We start from the raw sequence: 15,265 nt of genomic DNA, 5'->3' as shown, positions 1-15,265 counted from the left end.
CTCGGTGTCGTGGTGACGCTGTGTGCGTGCAATGCTCTGTCTGGGTGGTGGTTCCGTGCCGTCACGGGTGTCGCTGGTTCATCCCGGCGAGTTCGCGTTCGAGTGCGGGAATGACCTCGTCGCACCACTCGATGTAGCCCTCCTCCTGCCGGATGCCGCCGCGCAGCACGAGGTACTGGTGGAGCTTGCGGCCGGTCAGGGTGTCGGGCTCGGGGTAGTAGTCCGCCTGGAATCCCTTGAACAACGTCAGTTGTGCGACGTGCTCGTCGCGGTGGGCCTTGAGCTCGCCGATGATGGCGGCGAGGTCGCCGAACTCGGCGGCGCGGAGTTTGACGCCGATGTCGCTGCGGAGTGCCTGCCGTGGTGTGGGGCTCATCGCCCACTGCGCCAGCGCATCTCGGCCCGAGTCGGAGATGGTGTAGACCTTCTTGTCCGGGCGGCCGTCCTGGCTGATCGACTCGACACTCACCAGGCCGTCGTCGAGGAGCTTCTTGAGCGTCCGATAGATCTGCTGGTGGGTGGCCGACCAGAAGTAACCGATCGACCGGTCGAATTGCTGACCGATCTCGTAACCCGTGCCGGGTCGCTCCGCCAGCGACACCAGAATCGCATGTTCGAGCGCCATGTGAGCACGCTAACACCGCAACAGGGCACTATGCAACAAGGTGCTTATGAGTCTTGTTGCATATGCGCCGAGTGAGCACCGGGGTAAGGGGAGCGGGCAAGCCGTGAGTGCCGCAAACTGTTGCGCATGACTGAACCGGGGACGAGATCCCAGAACCTGCTGTCGTGGAAGCTCACGACGAACACCGTGGTGGCACCGGAGGAACGGCTGACCTGGCCGCGGACTGTGAGCATCGGTTTGCAGCATGTGGTCGCGATGTTCGGCGCGACCTTCCTGGTGCCGGTCCTCACCGGGTTCCCGCCGTCGACGACCCTGCTGTTCTCGGGTATCGGCACCATCCTGTTCCTGCTGATCACCCGTAACCGTCTCCCCAGCTATCTGGGCTCGAGTTTCGCGATCATCGCGCCGGTGACGGCGGCGGTCGCCTCCGACGGGGCATCGTCGGCGCTCGGTGGCCTGGTCGCGGTCGGTGCGCTGCTCGTCATCATCGGTCTGATCAGTCATTTCGCCGGCGTGAAGTGGATCGAGACGCTGATGCCGCCGGTGGTGACCGGTGCGATCGTGGCACTGATCGGCCTGAACCTGGCCCCGGCCGCGAAGAACAACTTCGTCGCGGACCCCGTCCTCGCGACCATCGTTCTGGTCCTGCTCGTCGCCTCGGCGGTGCTGTTCCGCGGGCTGCTCGGTCGTCTGGCGATCTTCCTCAGCGTCGCGTTCGGCTATGTGCTGGCGCTCGTCCTCGACTGGATCGACTCCGACAACGACTACATCGACACCTCCGGTATCGCCGACGCCGCGTGGGTCGGCCTGCCCGACTTCCAGACCCCGACCTTCGATCTCGGTGTCCTGCCGCTGTTCCTTCCCGTCGTCCTGGTCCTCGTCGTCGAGAACATCGGTCACGTGAAGTCGGTCGCGATGATGACCGGCAGGGACTACGACGACACGATGGGCCGCGCGCTCGCTGCGGACGGTCTGGCGACGATGCTCGCCGGCAGCGGTGGCGGTTCGGCGACGACCACGTACGCCGAGAACATCGGCGTGATGTCGGCGACCAAGGTCTACTCGACCGCGGCCTACTGGGTGGCCGGTGCGGCCGCGATCCTGCTCGGCCTGTCGCCGAAGATCGGTGCGGTGATCGCCGCCATACCGCCGGGCGTCCTCGGCGGGGTCACGACAGCCCTCTACGGCCTCGTCGGCATCATCGGCGTGCAGATCTGGGTCAGCAACAAGGTCGACTTCTCCAAGCCGATCAACCAGTTCACCGCCGCGATCCCGCTCATCATCGGCATCGCCGACTACACCTGGCAGATCGGCGATCTCGTGTTCGCCGGTATCTCGCTGGGCTCGGTTGCCGCCCTGGTCATCTACCACTCGATGCGGATCATCGGTGGCTGGCGCGGGACGGTGGTTCCCGACAAGTCCTGAACAGGTCGGTCGTCACCACGGGAGTTTCAGCGGGATGTCGGGGATGGGGCCTGGTAGGTCCACATCTCCGTCGGCGCGGTCGTTGAGCAGATACAGCCCCCACAGGGGTGCCGGTGCGCCGAGCGGTGGTGGCGGGAGTTCGGGGACATCGGGTTTGCGCGCGACGTACAGGTCGGGTTGCTGACCGGTGATGACCTTCACCATGTTCCGGAAGGCCGTCGAGTGCGGGTCGTCCCAGTAGCCGCCGTGGGTCTTGATCCCGCTGTCGTAGGTGCGTCCGTCGATCTGGACCGTACCGGTGTCGAGACGCGTCACCCCGGGTGCGGAGTCGGGGTCGGAGCCATGCGGGTTCCCGGGTAGGGACTGCGCGTAGTGGATCGGGTCGCCGGGAAATGTCAGCGAGTACCGTTCGACGCCGCCGGGGTGCGTTAGATCGTGCACCCCGGTGTCGGCCGACGACGCGTAGATGACGCGGTCCGGAGTCAGGCCCAGCTGCTCGGCGGTGCCGACCACCACCCCGCCATAGGAGTGGCCGATGTAGGTGGTGCTCGCGCCGGGTGCGTGGCGGGCGATCTCGGCGTCGAGTTCGGTTCCGAACAGCTCGAGCCGCGCGGCCATGGCGCCGGCGAAGGCCGGACTCGTGGCCGCGCGGAGATCCGGAGGCAGATCGCCGTCGAGGTAGAGGAACACCGGGCCGTTGGTCTGGTCGGCGAGTTCGGCTGCGGCGCGGCGGTTGTCGCCGCCGGCGGTGTCGATGGTGGTGCCGGTTCCCGGTACATAGGTGGCGGCATTCCTGGTGCCTGGACGCAGCGTGCCGATCATCTCGACGACGCGTCCCTGCCGTGTGTTCACGAAGGTCACGAACTGCCGCTCGCGCCCGTCGCCGGGCGTCAGCATCTCCCGCAGCGTCCGGGCACGACGACCCTCGCTCCGGCCGGCCTGGATCTCGTCGACCAGGGCGTTGCGGATGTTGATCTCGTTGGCTTGGATGCGAAGGTCGAAGGGAACGCCTGGAAGGTTGCCCAGCACATGCGGATTCGCCTGGATGAGGCGTCGTATGTCGTCGGGTGCCATCTGTTCGAGGATGTCGCGGACCTGGCCGGGAGTGAGTGACTCGAGCACTCGGACGGCAGCGTCGGCGTCCAAGGGGCGATTCCCGGGAAGCGTCACATCGGGTTGTCCGTCGACCATTGACGCGAGGTCGGTCGCGAGCCCGTCGAGTCGCGAGCCGTAGCGTTCGTCGAGACCGTCGACGGCGGCCAGACCGGACTCGATCGAGCCGCTGAACTCGGCGGCCGCCGTGACCCGGCCGGGATCGGGGTGGGTGACCGTGCCGTCGTCGGCGACGCGAAAACCTGCGCCGGTTGCGGCGTCGACGAGACGCAACACGTGCTCGCGCGCATATGCGAGGTCGGTCCCGGCGTCGGATGCTTCGTCGGCGACCATCTGCAGCGCGTTGCGGACCTCGCCGGCGTGGTCGTGCTCCTGCCGGATACGGTCGTGTGCGGCGGCACGGGTGCGTCCACGCCACGAGTCGGATGACTCGAATGCCGTCCGGGCGCGGTCGATTCCGGTGTCGAGAGATTCGGCCGCGGTCGATGCGGCCGATCCCGCGTCGGCGAAGGACTGCGGATTCCAGGCGCGCAGCGCCGAGATCGTAGGGCGCATCAGCGGTCCCGCAGTGCTTCGAACGTCGCGGCAGCTCGGGCGTCCGCCGAGGTCGTCGTCGCTTCGAAGGTGGCCAGGATCTCGCTCATCGCGATGAGGCGGTCGCCGATCGACTCGACGGCGCGACCGGCAGGTCCGGCGGTGTCGCGGAGTGCACGGGCCACCCGACTCGATGAGCCCCGGGCGTCGCCGAGGGTCGCGGTATCGATCGCGTGGATGGCGATGCCATTGGCGCGCCACGACCTGACGACCGCCTCGATCTCGTCCGGCGAAACCCCGAAAACATCCTTCTCCGAGTCGTTTCCGCGATCAGATCGGGGAAACCACTGGGGGACGAGCGGAACGGGTGAGGGGATGGGGAACGGGAATGGCATGATCCTCCGTGACTCTTCGAGGACTGCGACCACCCGGAGAGGTGGCGCGATTCTTGGACGCGCCGCGCGCCTCGCCGGTTCCGAAAACCGCTTCTCCGCGACCACGCGCGGGGGCTACGTTGGGGGCACTCGACAGGACAGGGGAGCCGCCGATGCCGCAACAGGCTTGGCATACGAGGGCGGAACGGCCCGACGACGTCGCGTGTGTCCACGAGATCAATGCGGACGCCTTTCCCACGTCGGAGGAAGCCGAGCTGGTCGACGCGCTCCGCGCCGACCCGGCCTGGCTCGACGGGCTCTCCATCGTTTCCGTCGATGCCGACGATCGCCCGGTTGGTTTCGCGCTGCTGACACGCTGTCACGTCGACGATGCCCCCGCGTTGTGCCTCGCACCGTGTGCCGTGGCCACCGCATACCAGCGGACCGGAGCGGGTTCGGCCGCGATCATCGCCGCCCTCGACGCGGCGCGCGACATGGGGGAGAGCACCGTCGTCGTGCTGGGCCACCCCGACTACTACCCGCGCTTCGGTTTCCGACGAGCCGTCGACCATGGCATCCGGCTCAGCATCGAGGTGCCCGAAGAGGCGTTGATGGTGCTCAGCCTCGACGGCACCGACGTCCCGTCCGGGACGGTGCGCTACGCGGCGCCGTTCGGCATCTGATGCCGTAAGTGACGGTGCCCCCGGCAGGACTCGAACCTGCGACCTAGGGATTAGAAGGCCCTTGCTCTATCCACCTGAGCTACGGAGGCGTGCTCGGCGCGCTCGTGGCACAAGGACACGGGGCGCCGGGCACATGGAGTTTACGACATGCCCTCGAGCTCGCCGCGGATGTGCCCCAGACCACGGCGGTACCAGGTCGGAGGGTGTGGCGTCGGCCCCCGGACCTACAGTTGAGGAATGACCCGCACGTCGACGTCCGCCTCGCCGGATCAGAATCGCGACGCGATGAACGAACCGCGCGGCGTCGTCACCGCGGTCCTCTGGGCGTCGGGATGGCTCGCCGCGATCGTCGCCATCGCCGTCACCGCCATCTCCGCGTCCACTGCGCTCAAGCTGACCGGCGTCCCCGACCCCGGGCCGCTCACCACCTACGGTCTGCCGACCCTGACCGCGATCGGTGAGTTCGCGGCCGCGATCGCGCTGGGCTGCGCGGTGTTCGCCGCCTTCTTCGTGCCGCCGCAGTCCGACAACGTGCTCGACGTCGGCGGCTATCGCGCCATCCGGATCGCGGCGTCGTCGGCGCTGGTGTGGTCGGTGTGCGCGCTTCTGCTGATGCCGCTGTCGGCGTCGGAGGTCAGCGGATCGCCGCTGTCGGAGGCGATCAAACCGGCCAACCTGATCAACGCATACGGTCAGGTCGCCGAGGTGCGCACCTGGTTCTGGACGGCGGTGTTCGCGCTGGTCGCGGCGATCATCGCGCGGACGATCCTCAAGTGGGGGCCGACCGTCGCGGTCATCGCGTTTACGATCTTCAGCCTGATGCCGTCGGCACTGGCCGGGCACTCGTCGTCGGGCGGTAACCACGACATCGCCACCAACAGCCTCATCCTGCACCTGATCGGCGCGACCCTGTGGCTCGGCGGGCTCGCCGCGGTGGTCGTCTACGCGCTCGCGTCCGGGCGGTGGCGGGGACTGGCGGTCCGACGCTTCTCGCGCGTCGCGTTCTGGTGCATCATCGTCGTCGGCCTCAGCGGCGTGATCAACGCCGCCGTGCGCGTGCCCCTCGATCAGCTCTTCTCCGACACCTACGGGCGCCTCGTTGTGGCGAAGGTGGCGGCACTCGTCGTCCTCGGTGCGCTCGGTGCGTGGCACCGGCGAGTGACCATCGCCCAGCTCGAGTCGGAGGAGCGGCCGTCGCTGTTCGTGCGCTTCGGGCTTGTCGAGCTGGCCGTGTTCGCGGCCACCTTCGGTCTGGCGGTCGGCCTGAGCCGGACCCCGCCGCCGGCCCTCGACACCGCGAACGTCTCACCGGTCGAGAACGCCATCGGCTACGACATCGACGGTCCGCCGACCTTCGTCCGGTTCTTCACCGACTGGCGATTCGACCTGATCTTCGGTCTTGCCGCCATCGTCCTGGCCGCCGTGTACATCCGCGGCGTCGTGCGACTGAAGCGACGCGGCGACGACTGGCCGATCGGCCGCACCTTCGCGTGGCTTCTCGGATGTCTGCTGCTGCTCCTGGCGACCTCGTCGGGTCTCGGCCGGTATGCACCGGCGATGTTCAGCGTCCACATGATCGCCCACATGCTGATGTCGATGATGATCCCGGTCCTTCTGGTCCTGGGTGGTCCGGTGACGCTGGCGCTGCGCGCCCTCCCGCCGTCGGGCCGCGGCAACCCTCCCGGACCCCGCGAGTGGATTCAGGCGGGTGTGCACTCGGGGCCGTCGCGCTTCCTGACGCACCCGCTGATCGCGGCCATCATGTTCGTCGGCAGCTTCTACATCCTCTATCTCGGCGGGCTGTACGAGTCGGTGGTCGAGTACCACGCGGCTCACCTGCTGATGAACCTGCACTTCCTGCTCAGCGGATACCTGTTCTACTGGCTCGTCATCGGCATCGACCCCGCACCACGACAGGTCAAACCGGTCGCCAAACTCGGCATCGTCCTCGGGTCGCTGCCGTTCCACGCCTTCTTCGGCGTGGCACTGATGATGACCACGGCCGTCATCGCCGAGAACTACTACCGCGGACTCAATCTGCCGTGGACCTACAACCTGTTCGACGACCAGCGCGCCGGCGGCGGAATCGCCTGGGCGGCAGGCGAGATCCCGCTCGTCGTCATCATGCTGGCCCTGCTGGTCCAATGGCAGCGCAGCGACACCCGGCAGGCGAAGCGCTACGACCGCAACGCGGTCCGCGACCACGACGCCGAACTCGAGAACTACAACGACATGCTCAAGGAGCTCAACAAACGCGGCTGAGTTGCAACGGAACTCAGCTCGATCCGGTCGACACCGTGCAGACGGACGCCCCGGCCTGGACCAGCGCGGCGACGTGAAGCGGGTCGAATCCCGCGTCGGCGGCGGTCTGCGCGGTCGACACGGTCAGCTCCGGCGGGCAGCGCAGGGTCGTCACGATGTCGCGTGAGGCCGCGAGTTCGTCGACGATCGCCACATTGAGTTCGTTGATCGCCGCCCGGACCGGACCGAGATCCGGTGTCGCGGGTGGGGCCGTCTGCCCGGGTAGGCGCCACTGGGCGAACAGCCTGCGTTGTACCGTCTTGCTCGCCTCGATCTGATCGCGGAACACACCGCGAACGTAGCCGGGGTCGAGGTCCCGGTCGAGAGCGAGCTGCGACACGGTGTCGAGGACGACCTGTTCACGCGCGGGATCGTCGATGGCGGCGCCGGATGCCCACTTGGACGCGGCCACCGCGTCGGCCAGTGCGAGGCGACCGGCGATCGCGTCGGTCAGACCCGACATCGCCGGGGCCGGTGCCGCCGCGGACAGGGGTGGCGCGACCAGCATCGTGGCCGCCGCGATCAGACCGGTCAGGAACACTCGCATCCGCATTCCGCGATCCTATGGGCGGAACGCCAGGGGTACCCGCGATCTGTGGGTAATCCGTGGAGAGTTCTCCACAGCCCGATCATGTCCCCGTCTCCGGCGTATGTCGGGGGAGATGCTGATGCGGCCACACTTCCCGTGGCCGACACCAGTAGGAGACGACCATGTTTGAGACGTACACGACCGTCATCGGAACCGTTGTGTCCGAGCCCCGCCGACGCCAGACCACCACCGGCGAGGACGTGATCTCGTTCCGCGTGGCCTGCACCTCGCGCCGCATCGACAAGCGCAGCGGCGAGTGGGTGGACGGACCGACGCTGTATCTGACGGTGAGCTGCTGGCGCCGACTCCTCGCCGGCGTCGGCCTCGCCATCGCGAAGGGCCGGCCCGTCATGGCGCACGGTCAGATCAAGACCAACGAGTATCCGACGGCCGACGGCTCGCGCCGCTCCGATCTCGAGATGACCGCCGTCGCAGTGGGACTCGACCTGAGTCGCTGCATCGTCACCTACCGTGGCACGCCGTCGTCGGAGCGAGACATCGCGGCCGCCTTGCCGGTCGCCGCCGCGGAGAAGGCGGAAACCCAGACGGCTGCGTGAGTTTCACGCCGTCCGGTTGCGGACCAGTCGCCAGTGGTTGCGCCCGTCGGCGCGCCGGTAGGAGAGCTCGTCGAGGATCTGGATGGCGATGGCCAGTCCGCGACCGCGCTCGGCGAAGTCGTCGGGCAGGCTCACCGCGTCGAGGTCGACGCGGGCCGGATGACCGTCGTCGCTGTAACGGCCCTCGATCCGGTCCGCCGCGACCTCGAGTTCGAGCCGCATGGCCACCCGGCTGCCGTCACGGGCGTGTTCGACGATGTTCGAGCCGATCTCGGCCAGCGCGAGCTCGAACTGCATTGCGTCCATGTCGTCGACCGGGCAGTCGCGCAACAGATCTGCGAGCAGCTCGTGAATGTGCTCGAGGGTGGCGTCCGACGTGACCTCCTCGAGAACACGCGTCCCGGTGTTCTCGGTCATGAGGGTGGCCTCTCGGATCTCACTCGGCACCGTACGCGGCGTCCGCGGACTCGTGCACCCGCAACACGCGATTGAGGTTGGTCAGTTCCAGGACGGTGACGACCTGCTCGGTGGGGGCCGCGATCCGGAGATCGCCACCCGCCTGGCGTGCGACCTTCAGTCCGGAGACGAGCGCACCCAGCCCGGACGAGTCGATGAAATCGGTGCCGGATAGGTCGACGACGATCCGGGTCGTCCCGGCCCCGACGAGTTCGTGCAACTGATCGCGCAGCCTGGGTGCGGCGATCATGTTGAGCCGTCCGTCCGGCGTGATCGCCACGGCATCACCGGCGACGGGGCGAGTCGAGTATGTCGTCATCATGGCCTTTCTGGACGGGCGGGGTTGTCGCCGGTGGGCGAGTCTTCTGCCGTGTCGTCGTGACCGCGGTAGCGGACCGCCATGATGACGACGCTCAGGATCACCAGATCGAACAGTACCCAGAACAGGTTGACGCCCACGCCCAGAACAGAGATCGCGCCCCGCCACAACTGCACGATGCCGATGACCGATGCCACGACGAGGAGGACCATCGCGGCGAGCTGCGGGCGGACGAGATGCCACGGCAGCGCGTCCTGGGACTGTTTCGTCTTCGGCGTGACCGCGAATCCGAGTGGCCGGTTCAGGTAGACGTTGCGGAACGCGGTGGTGCAGGCCCGGATCCAGACCGGGAACAATGCGAGACTGTACTGTTGGCCCCGCCAGGTCGGGGTTCCTCTCGCCACGACGAGGAACAACACCTGGTTGATCACCAGGAACGGGATGAGGCGGAGGAAGAAGTCCCAGCTGTAGGCCTGCACCGGGAGAACCCCCAGCACGAGATACACCACCGGGGCGGCGATGTAGGCGATCGCCGCGAAACCGGCCAGGTAGCTCCACATCGTCGCCCAGTACATGAGTCGCTGGGCTACGGTCAGCCCCTTCTGGACCAGCGGGTTCTCCCGCAGCATCACCTGGATGGTGCCCTGAGCCCACCGAAGGCGTTGGGTGAGCATCGTTTTCAGGTCCTCGGGAGCGAGCCCGTAGGCGAGGTTCTCGTGGTGGTATGCCGAATTCCACCCCAGGGCGTGCAGCCGCATGCAGGTGGCCATGTCCTCGGTGACCGAGATCGTCGCGAGCGGCAACATCGGTTGCGCCTCATCGGATCTGCCGACATCGACCGCCGCGACCAGGGCACGGATCGACTCGATGGCGCCGAGTGGGGACCATTCGCGATCGGCCAGAACCGCCAGAGCATCGAAGTCGAGTGCCCCGGCACCGGTTTCCTGCTCGCTGAACTCGGTGAGGGCCTCGATGGCCTCGAGGTCGGCACGCATCGCCTCGACATCGGCGTCGACGAGTCCGCGGGCGGCCTCGTCGACCCACGCCTGGAATCGGTAGGTGATATCGGCCAGCGGTGCCCGATCCTTCAGCTGCTTCCGTGCCTCGGTGACCGCGGCGTCCACCCGGTCGAGCGCGGCGAGTGCCGGAGGGTTGTCGCGGACACGTCGTCGGGTCTTTCGGAGCACGGTCCGCGCGGTCCGCAGGGCGCGGTCGACGCCGTCCTCAACGGCGGTGACGTACTGGGTGATCCCGAGCTGCATCAGTGCTTCACGACGCAGGACCGCGTTCGAGCCGCAGAAGAATGCGGCGTTCCAGCCGTCCTTCCCCTGCTGGATCGGCCCGTAGAAGAGCGGTGCCTGCGATCCCAGCGGGTCCGAGGGTGGCACGTTGACGAAGTACTGCGGGGTCTGGACCACGGCCATCTTCTCGTCGTGGAAGTAACCGAGCGTGCGGTCGAGGATCTGCGGTTCGGGGACCTGATCGGCGTCGAGGATGAGGATGAACTCGCCCTCGGTCTGCATGAGCGCGTTGTTCAGGTTGCCGGCCTTGGCATGTCGTGGCTTGTCCAGCCAGTTCGACGACCGGGTCAGGTAACCCAGGCCGGCCTTGCGCGCGCACTCGGCGAGTTCGGCGCGGTCACCGTCGTCGAGGATCCAGGTGGTGTGCGGGTAGGTGATGGCCTTCGCGGCGAGCGCGGTCTTCATCACGAGGTCGATCGGTTCGTTGTAGGTGGTGATGAAGACATCGACCGTGGCGCCTGCGGGCGGCGGCGGGGGTTCGGGGCGGTGCTGCAGTTTCCACATGGTGAGCCCGAACAGCAGCGAGTCGATGAGGCTGTAGGTCTCGGCGACGACCAGCGGGACGGCGATCCACCACGCCTCCCAGTTCACCGATGCCAGCCAGCGCCACACGATGTAGTTGAGGCCGAGCACTGCTGCCACGACGATGAGCAGCCGTAACCACGGCGACGGGGCGGTGCGGGCGAGGGTGGCCTTCTCGATGCTCTCGCTCATCCGGCATCGTCCCGCCGGATCGCGACGAGTGTGACGTCGTCTACGGGTGGGAGACTGGCCACCAGTTCCTCGACCTTCGTCCGCACTGCGGCGGGAGTGCTTGTGCCGCAGAGCATTCGGAGGAGGTCGAGTGCGTCCCCGCCGGCGACGAGGTCGAGGAGGCCGTCCGAGGCGATCACGAGCATGTCGCCGGGGCCGAGATCGATTGCGGCCGAACGCCAGGTGTCCTCCGGCAGGATTCCGATGGGGAGTCCGCCGCCGTGTAGGACGGTGCAGTGGCCGTCAGCGCGGCGCACGGTGGCCAGCCCGTGGCCACCGTCGACGTAGTCGACGTGACCGTCCCGGGTGCGCAGCCGGGCGTGGAACAGGGTCGCGAAGGTTTCCGTGCCGGCGAAGTCCTCGGCGAGCTGACCGGCCACCGTACCCACGACCTCGCCGAGATCATGGTCTGCGCTCTCACCACCGGTGGCGTCGAAAGCCCGTGAGGCAGCACGCATCGCCGACCGCACGGTGGCGGTGAGGATCGCCGCCCCCAGACCTTTGCCCATGACGTCGGCGACGGTGAACACCAGTCCGTCGTGGCAGGGGTAGTGGTCGTAGAAGTCGCCGCCCACGGCGAACGCGGGGAGGCACATCGTCTCGATGGAGTAGCCGGGCACGATACCGAGCGGTGGGGGGAGCAACTGGCGTTGCACCTTCGCGGCGCGTTCGAGATCGTCGGAGTTCTCGATCTCGCGTTGCGCCCAGGCCGCCAGCTCGCGGAACGCGGCCAACTGGTCGGCGGTCAGCTGCCGCGGCCGGGTGTCGTAGACGCAGAAGGTGCCCACCGGGTGACCGCCCGGACCGTACAACGGATACCCGGCGTAGAAACGGATTCCGCCCTCCCCGCTGATCTGAGGTATCTCGGCGAAGAACGGGATCGTCGACACGTCCTCGATGACGAGCGCCGGGTCGGCAGGGCGCGTGTAGGCCCGCGCGACCGTCACCTGGCACACGGTCTGCTCGCGTGGCTGGTTCTGCAGTTCGATGCCGTCGACCGCCTTGAACCATTGCCGATCCCGGTCGAGGAGGGACACCGTCGACATCGGTACGCCGAACACCGCTTTGGCCATGCGGGTGATCTGCGCGAACCGGTCCTCGGGGGCGGAGTCGAGCAGGTTGAGCTGCTCCACCGCTCGGAGACGTGCTTCCTCGACGTCGGGGGCGATCAGCGCTTGCGTCTCATCCACCGTGACCCGACCCGGACGTTCCGACTCGGCTTCCGTCACCGCTCGACTCCTATCACCGCAACCCCACTTCTTCGAGTGCACGTGCCATCGCCCGGCCTGCCTCCGGCGAGCTGTTCAGACCCCAGTCCGATTCCTTGTCGTGGTCGAACCAGACGAAACCCGTGACCCCGTCGGCCTTGTCGAGGTAGTCGACGAGATCTGCGATCCAGTCGGCCTTGGACCCGCCCGCCTCGGCCGAACCGACCTCGGTGACGAGAATCGGCTTGTCCGGCGCGAGTTCGCGCAGCTGGTCGAGGGAGGACCCGAAGAGCTCGTTCGGCGACGTCCATCGGTGGCCGGGTACCGAGCCCCAGTTGTAACCGTCGATGCCGAGGACATCGACGTAGTCGGCGCCGGGGTACCAGCGGGACAGCGGAACGTCCGAGATCGGGACGTTCGGCGCCCACACCCACTTCACGTTCACCGCGTTCTTCGACGCAAAAAGGTCGTGGACGTGCCGCCACGCCGCGACGTACAGCTCGGGCGGCGTCCCACCCGCGGGACTCCACGGGTACCAGTCGCCGTTGGGTTCGTGGGCGAACCTCAGATAGACGGTCGAACCCCAGGCGACGAGCTCGTCGGCCCAGCGGTACAGGTAGTCGTCGTGCGTTCCGGCAACGATCGAGGACATCGAGAAGGCGGCGCGATCGTAGGTGCCGTCGCCGAGATGCCGCCAGGGTTCCCAGGTGACGATCGGCTCGGCCCCCGCGCCGATCACCGCGTTCAGCGCCGCGATCGGTGGGATGGCGGTGAAGTCCTCGAAGAACAGATTGATGGTCGGAGAGACCCCGGTCAGCGCGGTGACGCCGGCGACCTCCGCGGGCTCGAGCGGGCCGCTCGGTGTCGTGACCCCGAATCTCAAACATGGGCCGGCCGGACCGTACAGCGGTGAGATGGTTGGAGGACAATGCCGGGGCTCGGCCGCACAGGCGCCGACAGCACCCATCGACGTGACGATCACGCCCACGACCACCGTCACCACTGTCCACCTACCCACCGAGCGCATGACACTCCCATCGCGCCAACCCAGCGCCGCACTTGTGCTCGCCCGGCGCCGCAACTCACACCCCGTCGTCGGCCCTCGCCGACGCGAACCATTCTCGCGACAAACCGCGCGTCGCGCGCGGCATCCGCCCAATTGCGTGGCCGGTACCGGGCGGACCGGGTCACCGGGCGACGGGCCCGCCGGGGCCGACCACTAGGCTGGGACCCATGTATGCGCACCGACCGTGCGTGCGCCAGAGCATCTGAATTGCTGACATCCACCCGGCATCGAGCAGGTCCGAAGGAGTTTTCACGTGGCTGAGTTCATCTACACCATGAAAAAGGTGCGCAAGGCGCACGGCGACAAGGTCATCCTCGACGACGTCACCATGTCCTTCTATCCGGGCGCCAAGATCGGCGTCGTCGGCCCCAACGGTGCCGGTAAGTCGTCGATCCTGAAGATCATGGCCGGCCTCGACCAGCCGTCGAACGGCGAAGCCTTCCTCGACCCCGAGGCGACCGTCGGCATCCTGCTCCAGGAGCCGCCCCTCAACGAGGAGAAGACGGTCAAGGAGAACGTCGAAGAGGGCATGGGCGAGATCAAGGTGAAGCTCGACCGCTTCAACGAGATCGCCGAACTGCTCGCCACCGACTACTCCGACGAGCTGATGGAGGAGATGGGCAAGCTCCAGGAAGACCTGGACAACGCCGACGCCTGGGACCTCGACTCGCAGCTCGAGCAGGCCATGGACGCGCTGCGCTGCCCGCCCGCCGACTCACCGGTCACGCACCTCTCCGGTGGTGAGCGCCGCCGCGTCGCACTGTGCAAGCTGCTGCTGCAGAAGCCCGACCTGCTGCTCCTCGACGAGCCCACCAACCACCTCGACGCCGAGTCGGTGCTGTGGCTCGAGCAGTTCCTCGCGAGCTACCCGGGCGCCGTCCTGGCCGTGACCCACGACCGGTACTTCCTCGATCACGTCGCGCAGTGGATCTGTGAGGTCGACCGCGGCAAGCTGCACCCCTACGAGGGCAACTACTCCACCTACCTGGAGAAGAAGGCCGAGCGTCTCGAGGTCCAGGGCAAGAAGGACCAGAAGCTGCAGCGCCGCCTGAAGGAAGAGCTCGCGTGGGTTCGTTCCGGTTCCAAGGCCCGTCAGACCAAGAACAAGGCTCGCCTGTCCCGTTACGAGGAGATGGTGGCCGAGGCCGAGAAGACGCGGAAGCTCGATTTCGAGGAGATCCAGATCCCGACGCCACCGCGCCTCGGCGATGTGGTGGTCGAGGTCTCCCACCTCGACAAGGGCTTCGAGGGCCGCGTCCTCATCAAGGACCTGTCCTTCACGCTGCCGCGTAACGGCATCGTCGGTGTCATCGGCCCCAACGGTGTCGGTAAGACGACGCTGTTCAAGACCATCGTCGGCCTCGAGGCACCCGATTCGGGCACCGTGAAGGTCGGCGAGACGGTCAAGCTGAGCTACGTCGACCAGACGCGCGCCAACATCGACCCCAAGAAGAACGTCTGGGAGGTCGTCTCCGACGGACTCGACTTCATCGAGGTCGGCCAGAACGAGATGCCGTCGCGCGCCTACGTCAGTGCCTTCGGCTTCAAGGGGCCGGATCAGCAGAAGAAGGCGGAGGTCCTCTCCGGTGGTGAGCGCAACCGCCTGAACCTCGCGCTCACATTGAAGGAGGGCGGCAACCTCATCCTGCTCGACGAGCCGACCAACGACCTCGACGTCGAGACCCTGGGATCGCTGGAGAACGCGCTCGAGAACTTCCCCGGCTGTGCCGTGGTCATCAGCCACGACCGCTGGTTCCTCGACCGCACCTGTACCCACATCCTGGCGTGGGAGGGCAACGTCGAAGAGGGCAAGTGGTTCTGGTTCGAGGGCAACTTCGAGGCGTATGAGGCGAACAAGGTCGAGCGTCTCGGCGCCGACGCGGCACGTCCGCACCGGGTGACCCACCGCAAACTCACCCGCGATTAATACCGACCCCGTCCGGCGCGGGTGACTAGCATCG

At 67.3% G+C, this 15,265-nt stretch carries 14 protein-coding genes and 1 tRNA gene; 5 read left to right on the top strand and 10 right to left on the bottom strand.

All coding sequences use genetic code 11. From position 1 onward, the window contains the following. Nucleotides 1–61 precede the first annotated feature (61 nt). Complete coding sequence (locus GKZ92_RS14140) at nt 62–625, bottom strand: PadR family transcriptional regulator (RefSeq protein WP_006360056.1); 564 nt, start codon at nt 623–625, stop codon at nt 62–64. 126 nt (nt 626–751) lie between these two features. Between GKZ92_RS14140 and GKZ92_RS14135 the strand changes: the two genes are divergently transcribed. Then, a complete protein-coding gene (locus GKZ92_RS14135; RefSeq protein ID WP_035754064.1) occupies nt 752–2,050 on the top strand; it encodes a uracil-xanthine permease family protein in 1,299 nt (432 codons plus the stop codon). 12 nt (nt 2,051–2,062) lie between these two features. Here the strand turns inward: GKZ92_RS14135 and GKZ92_RS14130 are convergent, their stop codons facing one another. Both GKZ92_RS14130 and GKZ92_RS14125 read right to left on the bottom strand, forming a co-directional pair. Beyond that, the gene (locus GKZ92_RS14130; RefSeq protein WP_155225359.1) at nt 2,063–3,718 is read right to left on the bottom strand and encodes a hypothetical protein; all 1,656 of its coding nucleotides are present in this window, start codon (nt 3,716–3,718) and stop codon (nt 2,063–2,065) included. Beyond that, entirely contained in the window at nt 3,718–4,092 is a 375-nt protein-coding gene (locus tag GKZ92_RS14125) for a hypothetical protein (RefSeq protein WP_006360053.1), read from the bottom strand. The genes GKZ92_RS14130 and GKZ92_RS14125 overlap by 1 nt, the downstream gene beginning before the upstream one ends. 152 nt (nt 4,093–4,244) lie before the next feature. On the opposite strand from GKZ92_RS14125, the gene GKZ92_RS14120 reads away from it, so the two are divergent. Further along, nucleotides 4,245–4,754, top strand: a complete 510-nt coding sequence (locus tag GKZ92_RS14120) for a GNAT family N-acetyltransferase (RefSeq protein WP_006360052.1) — start codon at nt 4,245–4,247, stop codon at nt 4,752–4,754. 15 nt (nt 4,755–4,769) lie between these two features. Here the strand turns inward: GKZ92_RS14120 and GKZ92_RS14115 are convergent. Continuing rightward, nucleotides 4,770–4,843, bottom strand: a tRNA-Arg gene (locus GKZ92_RS14115). A gap of 148 nt (nt 4,844–4,991) precedes the next feature. Between GKZ92_RS14115 and GKZ92_RS14110 the strand changes: the two genes are divergently transcribed. After that, nucleotides 4,992–7,016 (top strand): cytochrome c oxidase assembly protein, encoded by a 2,025-nt coding sequence (locus GKZ92_RS14110; RefSeq protein WP_006360051.1) that lies wholly within the window; start codon nt 4,992–4,994, stop codon nt 7,014–7,016. 13 nt (nt 7,017–7,029) lie between these two features. Here GKZ92_RS14110 and GKZ92_RS14105 read toward each other — a convergent pair whose 3' ends face one another. Then, complete coding sequence (locus tag GKZ92_RS14105; protein WP_006360050.1) at nt 7,030–7,608, bottom strand: chorismate mutase; 579 nt, start codon at nt 7,606–7,608, stop codon at nt 7,030–7,032. 158 nt (nt 7,609–7,766) lie between these two features. Here GKZ92_RS14105 and GKZ92_RS14100 point away from each other — a divergent pair, with 158 nt between their 5' ends. Next, nucleotides 7,767–8,201: a single-stranded DNA-binding protein gene (locus GKZ92_RS14100; protein WP_005198896.1), complete on the top strand. Its 435-nt coding sequence runs from the start codon at nt 7,767–7,769 to the stop codon at nt 8,199–8,201. A gap of 3 nt (nt 8,202–8,204) precedes the next feature. Here the strand turns inward: GKZ92_RS14100 and GKZ92_RS14095 are convergent, their stop codons facing one another. Genes GKZ92_RS14095 through GKZ92_RS14075 form a run of 5 tightly spaced genes read right to left on the bottom strand, consistent with a single transcriptional unit; the run spans nt 8,205 to nt 13,265 of the window. After that, nucleotides 8,205–8,618 (bottom strand): ATP-binding protein, encoded by a 414-nt coding sequence (locus tag GKZ92_RS14095; RefSeq protein ID WP_035754143.1) that lies wholly within the window; start codon nt 8,616–8,618, stop codon nt 8,205–8,207. A gap of 19 nt (nt 8,619–8,637) precedes the next feature. Beyond that, complete coding sequence (locus GKZ92_RS14090) at nt 8,638–8,976, bottom strand: STAS domain-containing protein (protein ID WP_006360048.1); 339 nt, start codon at nt 8,974–8,976, stop codon at nt 8,638–8,640. Beyond that, nucleotides 8,976–10,991, bottom strand: coding sequence for a glycosyltransferase family 2 protein (locus GKZ92_RS14085; RefSeq protein WP_006360047.1), 2,016 nt, complete (start codon nt 10,989–10,991; stop codon nt 8,976–8,978). Before GKZ92_RS14085 ends, GKZ92_RS14090 begins: the two co-directional genes overlap by 1 nt. Beyond that, nucleotides 10,988–12,259: a PP2C family protein-serine/threonine phosphatase gene (locus GKZ92_RS14080; RefSeq protein ID WP_006360046.1), complete on the bottom strand. Its 1,272-nt coding sequence runs from the start codon at nt 12,257–12,259 to the stop codon at nt 10,988–10,990. Before GKZ92_RS14080 ends, GKZ92_RS14085 begins: the two co-directional genes overlap by 4 nt. 13 nt (nt 12,260–12,272) lie before the next feature. After that, a complete protein-coding gene (locus tag GKZ92_RS14075) occupies nt 12,273–13,265 on the bottom strand; it encodes a glycoside hydrolase family 26 protein (RefSeq protein WP_035754066.1) in 993 nt (330 codons plus the stop codon). Between the two features lie 292 nt (nt 13,266–13,557). Here GKZ92_RS14075 and ettA point away from each other — a divergent pair, with 292 nt between their 5' ends. Further along, nucleotides 13,558–15,231 carry an energy-dependent translational throttle protein EttA gene (ettA, locus tag GKZ92_RS14070; RefSeq protein ID WP_006360044.1) on the top strand — a complete coding sequence of 558 codons (1,674 nt, stop codon included), beginning with the start codon at nt 13,558–13,560 and terminating at the stop codon, nt 15,229–15,231. Nucleotides 15,232–15,265 lie beyond the last annotated feature (34 nt).

Source organism: Gordonia sp. 135 (assembly GCF_009720185.1).
Taxonomy (GTDB): Bacteria; Actinomycetota; Actinomycetes; order Mycobacteriales; family Mycobacteriaceae; genus Gordonia; species Gordonia alkanivorans.
Note: the sequence above shows the minus strand (reverse complement) of the source record. Positions and strands in the feature narration are given on the sequence as shown.

Excerpts from the sequence above, each read along its gene's own strand:
- GKZ92_RS14140 (WP_006360056.1), bottom strand. The coding sequence starts at position 625 with ATGGCGCTCGAACATGCGATTCTGGTGTCGCTGGCGGAGCGACCCGGC.
- GKZ92_RS14135 (WP_035754064.1), top strand. The coding sequence starts at position 752 with ATGACTGAACCGGGGACGAGATCCCAGAACCTGCTGTCGTGGAAGCTC.
- GKZ92_RS14130 (WP_155225359.1), bottom strand. The coding sequence starts at position 3,718 with ATGCGCCCTACGATCTCGGCGCTGCGCGCCTGGAATCCGCAGTCCTTC.
- GKZ92_RS14125 (WP_006360053.1), bottom strand. The coding sequence starts at position 4,092 with ATGCCATTCCCGTTCCCCATCCCCTCACCCGTTCCGCTCGTCCCCCAG.
- GKZ92_RS14120 (WP_006360052.1), top strand. The coding sequence starts at position 4,245 with ATGCCGCAACAGGCTTGGCATACGAGGGCGGAACGGCCCGACGACGTC.
- GKZ92_RS14110 (WP_006360051.1), top strand. The coding sequence starts at position 4,992 with ATGACCCGCACGTCGACGTCCGCCTCGCCGGATCAGAATCGCGACGCG.
- GKZ92_RS14105 (WP_006360050.1), bottom strand. The coding sequence starts at position 7,608 with ATGCGGATGCGAGTGTTCCTGACCGGTCTGATCGCGGCGGCCACGATG.
- GKZ92_RS14100 (WP_005198896.1), top strand. The coding sequence starts at position 7,767 with ATGTTTGAGACGTACACGACCGTCATCGGAACCGTTGTGTCCGAGCCC.
- GKZ92_RS14095 (WP_035754143.1), bottom strand. The coding sequence starts at position 8,618 with ATGACCGAGAACACCGGGACGCGTGTTCTCGAGGAGGTCACGTCGGAC.
- GKZ92_RS14090 (WP_006360048.1), bottom strand. The coding sequence starts at position 8,976 with ATGACGACATACTCGACTCGCCCCGTCGCCGGTGATGCCGTGGCGATC.
- GKZ92_RS14085 (WP_006360047.1), bottom strand. The coding sequence starts at position 10,991 with ATGAGCGAGAGCATCGAGAAGGCCACCCTCGCCCGCACCGCCCCGTCG.
- GKZ92_RS14075 (WP_035754066.1), bottom strand. The coding sequence starts at position 13,265 with ATGCGCTCGGTGGGTAGGTGGACAGTGGTGACGGTGGTCGTGGGCGTG.